The sequence below is a fragment of the Streptomyces sp. NPDC055955 genome (assembly GCF_042270245.1).
GTDB lineage: Bacteria > Actinomycetota > Actinomycetes > Streptomycetales > Streptomycetaceae > Streptomyces.
The window spans coordinates 1-12829 of the sequence record NZ_JBHJYS010000040.1; the positions used below are offsets into that span (position 1 = coordinate 1).

At 71.6% G+C, this 12829-nt stretch carries 9 protein-coding genes; 3 read left to right on the top strand and 6 right to left on the bottom strand.

Features of this window, described 5'->3' with window-relative positions; translation table 11 throughout:
- Positions 1–146: 146 nt before the first annotated feature.
- The 3 genes from ACFC96_RS44245 to ACFC96_RS44255 all read right to left on the bottom strand — a co-directional run bounded on the left by ACFC96_RS44245 (position 147) and on the right by ACFC96_RS44255 (position 3595).
- Positions 147–737, bottom strand: a complete 591-nt coding sequence (locus tag ACFC96_RS44245) for a TetR family transcriptional regulator (RefSeq protein ID WP_376265890.1) — start codon at positions 735–737, stop codon at positions 147–149.
- A gap of 24 nt (positions 738–761) precedes the next feature.
- Complete coding sequence (locus ACFC96_RS44250; protein ID WP_376265891.1) at positions 762–1787, bottom strand: aldo/keto reductase; 1026 nt, start codon at positions 1785–1787, stop codon at positions 762–764.
- A gap of 365 nt (positions 1788–2152) precedes the next feature.
- Complete coding sequence (locus ACFC96_RS44255; protein WP_376618297.1) at positions 2153–3595, bottom strand: MFS transporter; 1443 nt, start codon at positions 3593–3595, stop codon at positions 2153–2155.
- Positions 3596–3783: 188 nt separating this feature from the next.
- Between ACFC96_RS44255 and ACFC96_RS44260 the strand changes: the two genes are divergently transcribed.
- Positions 3784–4698, top strand: coding sequence for a helix-turn-helix transcriptional regulator (locus tag ACFC96_RS44260; RefSeq protein WP_376618342.1), 915 nt, complete (start codon positions 3784–3786; stop codon positions 4696–4698).
- A 107-nt stretch (positions 4699–4805) separates the two neighbouring features.
- On the opposite strand, the gene ACFC96_RS44265 is transcribed toward ACFC96_RS44260, so the two are convergent.
- Positions 4806–6287 (bottom strand): MFS transporter, encoded by a 1482-nt coding sequence (locus ACFC96_RS44265; RefSeq protein WP_376618299.1) that lies wholly within the window; start codon positions 6285–6287, stop codon positions 4806–4808.
- Positions 6288–6388: 101 nt separating this feature from the next.
- On the opposite strand from ACFC96_RS44265, the gene dusB reads away from it, so the two are divergent.
- On the top strand, positions 6389–7519 hold the full coding sequence (gene dusB, locus ACFC96_RS44270) for a tRNA dihydrouridine synthase DusB (protein ID WP_326713104.1): 1131 nt from the start codon (positions 6389–6391) through the stop codon (positions 7517–7519).
- 163 nt (positions 7520–7682) lie between these two features.
- Here dusB and ACFC96_RS44275 read toward each other — a convergent pair whose 3' ends face one another.
- On the bottom strand, positions 7683–9647 hold the full coding sequence (locus ACFC96_RS44275; protein WP_376618301.1) for a glycogen debranching N-terminal domain-containing protein: 1965 nt from the start codon (positions 9645–9647) through the stop codon (positions 7683–7685).
- A complete protein-coding gene (locus tag ACFC96_RS44280; RefSeq protein ID WP_376618303.1) occupies positions 9644–11110 on the bottom strand; it encodes a hypothetical protein in 1467 nt (488 codons plus the stop codon). The genes ACFC96_RS44275 and ACFC96_RS44280 overlap by 4 nt, the downstream gene beginning before the upstream one ends.
- Before the next feature lie 108 nt (positions 11111–11218).
- Here ACFC96_RS44280 and ACFC96_RS44285 point away from each other — a divergent pair, with 108 nt between their 5' ends.
- Positions 11219–12463: an ROK family protein gene (locus ACFC96_RS44285; protein WP_376265906.1), complete on the top strand. Its 1245-nt coding sequence runs from the start codon at positions 11219–11221 to the stop codon at positions 12461–12463.
- Positions 12464–12829: the final 366 nt, after the last annotated feature.

The window sequence follows — 12829 nt, forward strand, 5'->3', positions numbered from 1 at the left end:
GAAAACCCCCGTGACGGGATGAGAATCCTGTCACGGGGGTTTTCTGCGTTTAGGGGGCCGGTACCGGGCCGGCCCGTCCCGTTCGGGGTTCCGTTTTCCGGCCGGACCCCTTTCAGAGCCCGGCCGAATATTGCGCGGGAGTACGGTCAGGAGTTCAGGCCGCGGAGGACCAGATCCGTGAGCGCTCTGAACTCCTCGTCAATGCCGGCCTTCTCCCACTCACCCGCGTACGCCGGATCGTGGAAACGGTTCGTCGCGTCGAATACCGCGCGGGCCGTCAGGGCGGGGTCGGGGTGAGGAAGGCTGAACTGCCCCTTGGTGATGCCGTCTTGAATGATGTGGTCGAGCTGCATGATCAGCTCACCGACATGGAGTTCGACCACCCGGCTGTTCTCACTGATCAGTACCTGGTACGTGGCGAAGAGCTGCGGATCGTCGCCCGCCTTGCGGCGCTTGGCGGCGAACAGCGTCGCGAGCCATTGGCGCAACATGGCGGGTGCCGTCAGCGAGCCGTCTGTCATGAGCAGTTGGAGCTCGTTCGTGGTGCGGTCGAGCCAGCGCTTCGTGACCGCCTCGCGCAACTGTGCCTTCGTGCCGAAGTGCCGGTAGACGCTGCCGTGACTGACGCCGAGCGCGCGGGCCACGTCGACGACGTTCGCCTTGGCGGGGCCGTGCCGGCGCAGTACCTCCTCGGTCGCCTCGAGGATGCGCTCGGTGGTCAGGGTCTCGGTTGCCATGATGCCGACCGTACCGGGCGGTGATCAGCGCTCGCTGTCGAGGTGTGCCATCTGTGCCTCGGGATAGCGGTCACCCGCGGCGGCACCGGCCGGGATGGCCTCCTCGATCGCGGCCAGGTCCGCCGCGTCCAGGTTGATGTCGAGAGCGCCGAGTGCTTCCGTCAGCCGGTCCCTGCGACGGGCGCCGACCAGGGGCACGATGTCGTCGCCGCGGCTGAGCACCCAGGCGATGGCGACCTGCGCGACGCTGGCGCCCTTCTGTTCGGCGATCTTGCGCAGCGACTCGACGAGGTCGAGGTTGTGCTGGAGGTTCTCGCCCTGAAAGCGCGGGCTCATCCCGCGGAAGTCGTTGGCGGCGAGCTTGCGGTCCCGGCCGAAGTGTCCGGAGATCAGGCCGCGCGACAGGACCCCGTACGCCGTGATGCCGATGCCGAGCTCGCGGGTGACCGGCAGGATCGCGTCCTCGATGCCGCGGGAGATCAGGGAGTACTCGATCTGCAGATCGGAGATGGGGGCGGTGGCGGCGGCCCGCCGGATCGTGTCGGCGCCGACCTCGCTCAGACCGATGTGCCTGACGTGTCCCTTCTCGACGAGCTCGGCGATGGCGCCGATGGTCTCCTCGATCGGTACGCCGGGGTCGACACGGGCGATCCGGTATACGTCGATGTGGTCGACGCCGAGGCGCTGGAGCGAGTACGCGGCGAAGTTCTTCACTGCGGCAGGCCGGCCGTCGTAGCCGGACCAGCCGCCGTCCGGGTCTCGCAGAGCGCCGAACTTCACGCTGGTCAGCGCCTTCTCGCGGTGTGTGGTGGGTGCGGTGCGCAGGGCCTCCCCGATGAGCATCTCGTTGTGCCCCATCGCGTAGAAGTCCCCGGTGTCGAGCAGGGTGATGCCGGCGTCGAGGGCTGCGTGGATGGTGGCGATGGACTCGCCTCGGTCGGCCTCGCCGTAGAGCGCGGACATTCCCATGCAGCCGAGCCCGATGGCGGAGACCTCGGGACCGGTGGAGCCTAGAGGGCGGGGGTGGAGGGTGGGGGAGGTGGGGGACATCAGGCGCTCCTTAGGGCGGTGCCGCCAGTTGATGGTTCTGGGTCTCCCTGTCCACGATGACATGACAGCTGACAGATTTCAATATCTGTCAGCTGTCATCCGTCATCTGTTATCCGTCACCTGTCACCTGTCACCTGTCACTTGTTATCCGTCACCTGTCATGCGCGGGGTGGGAGCGAGTGTGCCGGTCCGTTTCGTTTGTTTCGTTTCCGGCCGGCCCATGGCTGGCTTCGTTCAGCCCCGGTCGCCCCGGTCGCCCCGGTCGCCCCGGTCGCCCCGGTCGCCCCGGTCGCCCCGGTCGCCCCGGTCGCCCCGGTCGCCCCGGTCGCCCCGGTCGTCGCGGGTGGTCCAGGTCGGTGCCGGGTTCAGCTCACCGTCCGTGGCAGTCTCAGGCTCAGTGCTGTTGTCAGGGCTATGCCCGCCAGTTGCACCAGCAGGGTGATCACCAGTGCGTCTCGCATGCCCAGGCTCGTGGACAGGGTGAGGAAGAGGGAGCCGAGTGTGGCTACGCCGAGGGCCAGGGCCGACTGCTGAGTGGTGATCATGACGCCGCTGCCCACTCCCGCCCGCGTCGCCGGTACCTCGGAGAGGATGAGCCGGAAGAGTATGGGGAGTTGGAGCGCCTGGCCCGCGCCCGCGAGTGCGGCGCCCGGCATCAGTTCGAGGACGCCCAGGTCGGGCCAGGTCCGCCAGGCGGTGAGGGCGATGAGGGCGACGCCGAGCCCCTGGATCATGCCTCCCGCGGTGACGATCCGGGTTCCGTACCGGGCGATGAGGCGCGGGCCCGCGAGGGATACGGCGAAGAAGACCGCGGCCATCGGTGCGAGAGCCAGGCCTGCCGGGACGGGGCCGAGGTGTTCGCCCCGTTGGAGCGCCACCGCGATCACGAACATGAAGCCGCTGAACCCGATGGAGAACGGCACGACCATGATCAGGCCGCGGCGCAGTGAGACGAGGGCGAAGAGGCTGGGTGGGACCAGCGGGGTGCGGCCGTGCCGGTCTGCCCGGCGTTCCACCTGGTAGAAGGCGTACGCGATGAAGGGGAAGGCCGCGAGCGAGAGCCATGTCCACAGGGGCCAGCCGGCGGCCCTCCCCTCGGTCAGCGGTGCGAGGAGCGTGAGCAGGGACGCGGCGAGGAGTACCGTGCCGGGGCCGTCGACCGGTTCGGGGCGCGGGGAGCGGGTCTCGGGGACGGCGCGGGCTGCCAGGAAGAGGCCGACGATGACGACGGGTACGTTCACCAGGAACACCGAGCGCCAGCCGGTCCCGAAGACGTCCGCTGCGACCAGGACGCCGCCCAGGATCTGGCCGACGACCATGGACAGGCCCGCCGTGGCCCCGTACAGGCCCATGGCCTTCGCGCGGCGCCGGCCCGTCGTCGTCGACTGGATGGTGGCGAGGACCTGCGGGAGCATCGCGGCCGATGCGGCGCCCTGCGCGACGCGCGCGGCCACGAGGGTCCAGGCGTCGGGGGCGAGGCCGCAGGCCAGCGAGGTCAGGCCGAAGGCGATCATGCCGCCGAGGAACAGCCTGCGCCGGCCGAAGAGGTCGCCGAGCCGTCCGCCGAGTACGAGCAGGACGGCGTACGCGAGTCCGTAGCCCGCGACGACGAGTTCGAGGAGTGCCTCGCCCGCGGCCAGGTCGTGGCCGATGGTGGGCAGGGCGACGTTGACGATGAAGAAGTCGATGAGGGGGAGCGCCGCGCCGACGAGCACGGTGAAGAGCCCGAGTCCGCCGAGTGCCGGTGGGGCCGTGGCGGTGCGGGCTGTGGTGGAGACAGAGAGGGAACGGGTCCCGGTTCCGGTCATGGGTACCAGCGTCGTCCGGTGCTCAGACTGGTACCAGAGTGTTCTTATCCTGGTAGAAGGACTACCTGGAAACAGGCTCAGTGGCGCGGCACGCTGGAGGCATGACCACGATGGCGCGGACGACGAAGACGACGAAGACGACTGCGGCACAGGCAAGGGCAAAGTCACAGGCACCGGCGGAGACCCTGATGCAGGGGCAGGGGCAGGGGCAGGGGCAGGGGCAGGGGCAGGCCGGTGGGGTTCCGCGTGAGTCGCCCAAGCGGGAGTCCGAGATCCGGCGGCATGAGCTCGCCGACTTCCTGCGCAGCCGCCGCGCCCGCATCACCCCCGAGCAGGTCGGGCTGCCGCGTGGCCGGCGCCGCCGTACCCCCGGGCTGCGGCGTGAGGAGATCGCGCAGCTGTCCGCGGTCGGGGTCACCTGGTACACGTGGCTCGAGCAGGCGCGGGACATTCAGGTGTCGGTGCAGGTCCTGGACGCGCTGGCCCGCACGCTGCTCCTCGACGCGAGTGAGCGCGCGCATCTCTTCCAGCTCGCGGGGGCCGTCGATCCGTCGCCCGCGGCGAGCTGCCAGACGGTCACGCCGGCGCTGCGGCTGATGCTGGAGAAGCTGGAGCCGCTGCCCGCGTGCATCCAGAACAGCCGGTACGACATCCTCGCGTACAACCGCACGTACGGGCGGCTGCTGTGCGACCTGGACACGGTGGCGCCCGAGGACCGTAACTGCATGGTGCTGATCTGCACGAACGAGCAGTGGCGGAAGTCGTTCGTGTTCCTGGAGGACACCATCCGTCTGATGGCGGCCAAGTTCCGCGGGTCGATGGCCGGTCATCTGGGCGAGCCCGCCTGGGAGTTGCTGCTCAAGCGGCTCGAGGACGAGTCGCCGGAGTTCCGTGAGGCGTGGCGGCTGCACGAGGTGGTGGGGACGCGCAGCAAGACGAAGTACTTCCGCAACGCGCACGTCGGGCCGCTGTCCCTGGTCCACACCGATCTGTGGCTCGGTCCGGACCAGGGTGCCCGTCTGGTGACGTACACGCCCGCCGACGAGGAGTCCCGGGAGCGACTCGACCGGCTCCAGGAGCTGGCGCTTGCCGTGGCCTCCTGAACGTTCCGGCTGTTCGGGGCAGCGGGCGGGCGCCAGGCCGGCCAGGAGTGCGGCGACGCCGCAGCCCACGAGGATCCTTCAGACCGCGTGGGCCGGCGGCGGCCGCTTCAGGAGCTGGCGCCCGCCGTGGCCTCCTGAATTTCCGGCTGTTCCAGGCAGAGGGCGGTGCGCTGGGCGGTGGCGCGTGCCCAGCGGCCGCTGGTGAGGAGGCCGACCAGGAGTACGGCGACGCCGCAGCCCACGATGATCCACCAGCCGCCGCGGCTCGCGTCGACGAACGTGGTCGCGTACGAGGACGTGCCGACGCCCGCTGCGACGCCCGACGCGATGCCCGAGGCGAGGACCGCGCCGATGACGGCGACGCCGAGGGTCTGGCCGATCTGCCGGCTGGTGGAGGCGACCGCGGCGGCGACGCCGGCCTGCGCGCGGGGCATGCCCGAGACGGCGGTGTTGGTGATGGGGGCGTTGACGAAGCCGAAGCCGAGGCCGAACAGGACGTAGCCGATGAAGCGGGTCACGTTCGACGTCTCCGCCTCGAACGCGGCGAACAGGACGCCGCTCGCCGTCATCGCGATGCCCGCGACGAGCAGTGGGACCCTGGGGCCGCGGCTGCCGACGATGCGGCCGGAGACCGGGGCGCACACCAGGGTCATGGCTGCCATCGGCAGCATCCACAGGCCGGCGTCGAGGGCGTCGAGGCCGCGTACGTTCTGCAGGTAGAGCGTCGACAGGAACAGGAAGCCGCCGAGCGAGGCGAACGCGCTGATCGCGATCACCGTGGCGCCGCTGAAGGGTGCCGAGCGGAAGAAGCGCAGGTCGATGAGGGGTTCGGTGCGGCGGGGCTCGTAGGCGATCAGACCGGCGAGTGCCGCGAGGGCGAGCAGCGTGAACGTACCGATGACCGGGGACGTCCAGCCCGCGGCGGGGGCCTCGATGATCGCGTAGGTGAGGGAGCCGAGGAGCGTCATGACGAGGAGCTGGCCGACCGGATCGGGGCGGCGCGGCTTGGGGGCGCGGGACTCGGGGACGTAGCGCATGGTCAGCAGGAGGGCGGCGAGGCCCACCGGCAGGTTGATCCAGAAGATGGAACGCCAGCCGACCGAGTCGACGAGGACGCCGCCCACGATGGGGCCGGCGGCCATGGAGATGCCGACGACGCCGCCCCAGACGCCGATGGCCCGGGCGCGTTCGCGGGGTTCGGTGAACGTGTTGGTGATGATCGACATGGCGACGGGGTTGAGCATCGAGCCGCCTACCGCCTGGACCATGCGGAACGCGATGAGGGACTCCAGGTTGGGCGCCACGGAACACAGCACCGAGCCCACGGTGAAGATCACCAGGCCGGCTTTGAATATCCGGCGGCGTCCGATCCGGTCGGCCGTCGAGCCCGCCAGCATCAGGAGCGAGGCGAGGACCAGCGTGTACGCGTCGATGGTCCACTGCATGCCGGAGACGCTCGCGCCGAACTCCTTCTGCATGCTCGGCAGCGCGACGTTCAGGACGGTGTTGTCGAGGCTGACGATCAACAGGCTCATGCAGCAGATCGCGAGGACGAGCATCCGCCGGCGGTGGGTCAGTGGAGGGGGCATGCAATCGACGGTAGCCCGACCGCGGGCGGGGCCGCCCGCCAGGTGGGGGACAATGGAGAACCGTCCCTGCCCGCCGCCCACGTTTTCGGAGAGCCCGCCCGATGTCCCAGCAGCTCACCATCGGTCCGCACCTCGTGCAGCCGCCCGTGGTCCTCGCGCCCATGGCCGGGATCACGAACGCGCCCTTCCGCACCCTGTGCCGGGAGTATTCCGGCGGCAAGGGTCTCTTCGTGAGCGAGATGATCACGACGCGGGCGCTGGTCGAGCGCAACGAGAAGACCATGCAGCTCATCCGTTTCGACGCGAGTGAGCAGCCCCGTTCGATCCAGCTGTACGGCGTCGATCCGGCGACGGTCGGTAAGGCCGTCCGGATGATCGCCGAAGAGGATCTCGCGGACCACATCGACCTGAACTTCGGCTGTCCGGTCCCGAAGGTGACGCGCAAGGGCGGTGGCTCCGCGCTCCCGTACAAGCGGAATCTGCTGCGGGCCATCCTGAAGGAGGCCGTCAGCGGGGCCGGGGACCTGCCGGTCACGATGAAGATGCGCAAGGGCATCGACGACGACCACATCACGTTCCTCGACGCGGGCCGGATCGCGGTCGAGGAGGGCGTCACGGCGATCGCCCTGCACGGGCGCACCGCCGCACAGCACTACGGCGGTACCGCCGACTGGGACGCCATCGCGCGTCTGAAGGAGCACGTCCCGGAGATCCCCGTTCTCGGCAACGGCGACATCTGGTGCGCCGACGACGCGATGCGGATGATGCGCGAGACCGGCTGCGACGGTGTCGTGGTGGGGCGTGGGTGTCTGGGCCGGCCGTGGCTCTTCGGGGATCTCGTCGCCGCCTTCGAGGGCACGGGCGCGCCCGCCGCGCCGGACCTGCGCAAGGTCGCCGAGGCGATGGTGCGGCACGCGGGGCTGCTCGGCGAGTGGATCGGCGACGAGGCACGCGGTGTCATCGACTTCCGTAAGCACGTGGCCTGGTACCTGAAGGGCTTCTCGGTCGGCTCCGAGATGCGCAAACGGCTCGCCGTGACGTCGTCGCTCGCCGAGCTGCGCGCGGGCCTCGACGAGCTGGACCTCGACCAGGCGTGGCCCGTGGGCGCGGACGGGCCTCGCGGCCGTACGTCCGGCAACAACCGCGTGGTGCTGCCGGACGGCTGGCTCAAGGACCCGTGGGACTGCGCGGGCGTCAGTGAGGACGCGGAGCTGGACACGTCCGGGGGGTGACCGGTCGCGGGGGAAGTTGATCTTCCCCGCTCCGTCTCGTTTCGCTCCTTCTCTTCCTGGGACCGGGGGCTCTGTTGCTGCCCCCCGGGCCATCGGAACTCCGGTCGCCCGCAGGCCCGCAGGTCCAAAGGTTCAAAGGTTCAAAGGCGCGACACCGAAGGACCTAAAAGACCGCCGTGAGCAGCGCGAGCGGCGCTGCCGCCGAGCGTGACTCGCGCTCGCACGCGTGCGGGTAGGGGACAGGCGTCGGGTACGCCTCCCGCGCGTACCCGGCGAGCACCTCGGGCAGCCGGTGGCCGGAGGCCGCGGCCGCCTCCACCAGTGCGTGCGCCACCGTCCGTGCCTCGTCGTGCAGCCCGTAGCGGGCGAGCCCGAGCGCGATCAGGGCGTTGTCGTGCGGCCACACCGAACCCCGGTGGTAGGAGAGCGGGTGGTACGCGGCCTGACCGGCAGCGAGCGTGCGCACCCCCCAGCCGGAGAAGAAGTCGGGCTCCAGGAGACGCCGGCCGACCGCCTCCCCGTACTCCTTGTCGAGCAGGCCCGACCACAGGAGGTGGCCCGCGTCGGACGCCAGCGCGTCGACGTGCCGCCCGTCGCCGTCCAGGGCGAGCGCCGGGAACGCGCGGTCCGCCATCCAGAAGTCCCGCTGGAAACGGTCCCGCAGATCGGTCGCCGCCTGCTCCAGGAGGTCCGCGTACACCGGGTCGTCCCAGGCCGTGCGGGCGAGCGCGGCGGTGCGGCGCAGGGCGTCGTAGGCGTAGCCCTGGGCGCCCGCCGCCGTCACGGGTCCTGTGGGGCGAGTGCCGTCGGCCGAACAGATGGCGCCCGGCGAGTCCTTCCAGTTCTGGTTGGCGAGGCCGCCGCGGTCGGCGCGGTAGACGAGGTAGCCGCGTGCGGTGAGGCCGCCGTGGTCGAGCATCCAGCTGACGGCGGCCCGGGCGTGCGGTTCGAGGCGGCGGGCCGTCGCCATGTCGCCGGTCCGCTCGGTGTACGCGCCGAGCAGGACGAGGAACAGGGGCGTCGCGTCGACCGAGCCGTAGTAGCGGGCGAACGGGACCTGTCCGAAGTGCGCCAGCTCGCCGTGCCGCACCTCGTGGACGATCTTGCCGGGCTGGGCGACGGCGTCCTCCGTGGACTCCGTGGCCTGCGTCGCGGCGAGCACCGGGAGTGTCGCGGCGGCCAGACCCGGCCGGTACGGGAGGGCGAACAGCGAGGTCAGGAGCGCGTCGCGGCCGAGCAGCGTGAGGAACCAGGGGACGCCCGCGCCCGGCACGCTCAGCCGCTCGCCGTCCGGGCCGGTGGCCGGCACCTGGAGCACGGCCAGGTCGGCCAGGCCCCTGGTGCACGCCGCGGCGAGAGCGGGCCAGGCGTCGGGAAGCGCGACGTCCCGCGTGAACTCCTCGGTGCGCGCGGCGAGTTCGGCCGCCGCGTCGGCGGGGGACGCGGGGACCGGGGTGGTGGGCGTGCCGTGCGGGCGGGCCGCGACGCGCAGGCTCAGGTCGGCCGTGCCGTGCCCGGCCAGTTCGAGGGCCCAGACGAGGCGGCGGGCGCCGGTGCCGGTCTCCTCGACGGCGTCGGGCGCGGGTTCGGCGGTCACCGTGGTCGACGAGCGCCACTCGCCCCGCCGGTAGCCGAAGCGGACGCCGTCCTCCAGCGCGGCCCGGGAGCGGACGGCGCCGGTCTTCGTGTAGGTGCGGTGGTCGGCGCGCAGCTCGAACTGGTCGCTGAAGTCGGCGTCGACGGTCAGCGCGAGCCGTACCGTCGTCGGCGCCGGGCGGTTGGAGACGACCCGCAGGGTTTCGACGAACGCGCTGTCCGCCACGGCCTGTTCGCGGAAGAGCGTGTACGCGGGCGGCTCCAGACGGCCGCCGCGCGGCACGAGCACACAGCGCACCACGCCCTCGCCGACGGTCCGCCCGGCTGTGTCCCCGCCCGGCGGTCCGGCGGGTGTGAGGACCTCGGGTGCGGCGCCGTCCGCGGTGAGCTGCCAGCGGCTGAGGTGCCGGCCGTCGCGCACGAACAGGCCGTCCGGCGAGCCGGACCCGCGTACGCCGCTGATGTCACCGCTCGGGCCGATCGCCGCGAACGTGGCTCCCCGCACGAGCAGTTGACGCTGTCGGTCCGTCATCCCCAGGTCCCTCCCTCGTGCCGCTCCTGCGGCTCCTGCAGCAGATCCAGGGCGAGCGCGGCGCTCCAGGCGAAGCCGCGCGCGCCGCAGCCGCGTCCCGTGTACGGATCCACGTACTCGGCGAAGGCCGTGTCGAGCGCGGTGCCGAGCAGCGCGGTGCGCAGGCGCTCGGCCTCCGCGTGCTCGCCGTGCAGGCGCAGGCCGCGCTCGATCAGCCAGTTCGTGTTGAACCAGGCCGGTCCGCGCCAGTAGCGGCGCGGGTCGAAGGCCGGTCCCGTCAGGTCGTAACTCGGTACGAGCCGCACCGCCGTGCCGAGGCCGAAGCGGGGGCCGCGGGCGGTGCGCAGCAGGCCGGAGGCCACGTGCCGGGGGAGCGTGGGCAGGATGAGCGGGATCAGGCCCGAGACGCCGTACTCCGGGATCAGGGCCGGGGGCGGTGTCTGCCTGGTGGTCGTCCGGGGCGTGTCGTGTCCTGGTGCGCGGGGTGTGGGGTGGCTGTCGGTCACGCGCAGGTCGCGGCAGAAGAACATGCCCGTCGCCGGGTCCCACAGGCGTTCGACCAGCGCTGCCGTGAGGCGTTCGGCGCGGTCGTGGCGGGCCGTGCCCGTGGCGCCGAGTTCGCAGGCGATGCGGGCGAGGGCGTGTTCGGAGGCGATCAGGAGGGCGTTGAAGGAGGGGTCCTCGACGGCGAACTCGCCCTGTCCGTCGGCGTATCGGCGGTCCCGGTAGTCCGTCGCGAGGCGTACGTACCGGCCGTAGTCGAGGTCGGTGGGCCGGTCGTCGGGCGCGCCGTGCTCCAGGTCGGCGCGGCGGAACGCGCGCGCGGGCGCCGGGGCGATCCGGTTCAGCGGGGCGTCCCAGCAGGGGCTGTTGTCCATGCCCTGCTCCCAGGGGTGGATCACCGCGGCGAGGCCGCCGCCGCCGAGGTCCCTGCGGTGCAGAAGATAGCGGTGCCAGGCCGCGAGCTTCGGATGGATGCGGGCAAGGAACGAGCGGGACCGGGACAGCCCGGGGTCGGCGCGGTGCACGAGCCACGCGGCCAGCGCGTGGACCGGCGGCTGCACGATGCCGGAGGTCTGCACGGCGCGCGGCGCGCCGGCCGCCCGGCCCGACGTGGAGGAGCGCCAGAAGTCGGGGCTGGGAAAGTAGGCGTCGAGAGGGACGGAGGGGTTGAACACGATGTGCGGCACCCGGCCGTCGCCCCACTGGGCGGCGAACAGCGTCTCCAGCTCCAACTGGGCCCGCAGGGGGGACACATGGCGCAATCCGACGGCGACGAACGCGGAGTCCCATGACCACTGGTGCGGATAGAGCGTGCGGGAGGGGACCGTGGATGCGCCCGTCCAGTTGGTCTCCAGGACGCGCGCGGCCCGCTCGTGCAGCGCGGCCCGCTCGCGCGGGGGAGCGGCGGCTACGGAGGCGCGGCTCGGCGCCGCACCGGTCCGCCGGGTCGTGCGGTCCACACCAACTCCCACGGTCTGTCAGTTAAGCCGTATCCAGCCTAGAGTTACGTCTACTTAACCAGCAAAACCCAATATGTAACGCGCAGTTGACGAACGCAAGGGGTGCGAATGGCCGGGGACCGGACGAGAGAGCGGCCGCGGAGCCAGGTGAGCGCCGGAGACCTGCTTCACCTCGTGCGCAGCGGCCGGGCGGTCACGCGCGGCGCGCTCCAGGAGGCCACCGGGCTCTCCAGGGCCACCGTCGGCCAGCGCCTCGACCGGCTCTTCCGGGCGGGCTGGCTGCGTGAGGGCGCGGGCGGTCCCGCAGGGTCTCCGACGGGCGGGCGGCCCTCCCTGCGCCTGGAGTTCGACGACGCCCACGCGGTCGTGCTCGCCGTCTCCCTCGACACCCGGCACGCGCGCGCCGCCGTCCTCACCCTCACCGGCGAGCTGCTCGCCGAGCGCTCGGGCGCCCTCTGCGTCGACGAGGGACCGGAGCGGGTGCTCGCCGCGCTCGGCGGCTGGTTCGCCGGGCTCCTGAAGGAGGCGGGCCGGAGCGCGGACGCGGTGTGCGGCATCGGGCTCGGGGTGCCGGGTCCCGTCGACACCGTCACGGGCCGCGTCGTGCAGCCGCCGATCATGCCGGGCTGGGACGGCTACGACATCAGGGGCCGCCTGGGCCGCGCCTTCGCCGAGCAGGCGGGCGGCGCGGGGGGATCGGCTGACGCGGCCGGTGTCCCGGTCCTCGTCGACAACGACGCCAATCTGATGGCCTACGGCGAGCAGCGCACCGGTCACCCGGACTGCGCGGCCTTCGCCCTCGTCAAGGTGTCCACCGGCATCGGCGCGGGCGTCGTCGTCGACGGCCGGATCTACCGGGGCGTCGACGGGGGAGCGGGCGACATAGGGCACATCCGGGTGCCCGAGGGCGCGGGCACCCTGTGCCGGTGCGGCTCGTACGGGTGCCTGGCCGCGGTGGCCAGCGGGCGCGCCCTTGCGCGGCGGCTCACGGAGGCCGGGGTGCCGGCGGAGTCGGGATCGGATGTGCGGGAGCTGCTCGCCGAGGGGCACCCCGAAGCGGTGCGCCTGGCACGGGAGGCCGGGCGGAGCGTGGGCGAGGTCCTGGCGACGGTGGTGACGCTGCTCAACCCGGGGGTCCTGATGATCGCGGGGGATCTGGCCGGAACTCCCTTCCTCACGGGCGTACGCGAACTGCTCTACCAGCGGGCCCTGCCGCGCTCCACCGCTCATCTGGACGTGGTCACCGCGCGGCTCGGTGAGCGCTCTGCCCTGGTCGGGGCGGGTGCGCTCGTCGTGGAGCACCTCTACGCGCCGGACCGGGCGGAGGAGCGGCTCGCGGCGCTCGGCCTGTGAACGCCCGTTTTCCGTCCGGATGCTGACATCGAAGGGCCCGGAAACGGCGTGATTCTCGCCACCCCTGATAGGGGTAGCGCTCAGATGAGCATGTTGAGGCCGGCTGTACATCTCTAAGGCATGGCACTGAGTGCCACCGCTCGATCATTTACGACTTGAACTCACATGAGTGTTGATCGCGCTCACCTGAGCGATATTCGGGGTCTACGGGGGTTGTGTGTTCAGGAAATGAACACAAGCCCTCGCGTGTCGCCGCTCCTTAGTTACTTTCGATCTAGCGGCGGACGGGTGGTTACGGCCGCATGACGCACAAGTGGACGTACCCAGATGCCTTCGATCTGGGTATGTTCCTCGCCGTCAGGGCAG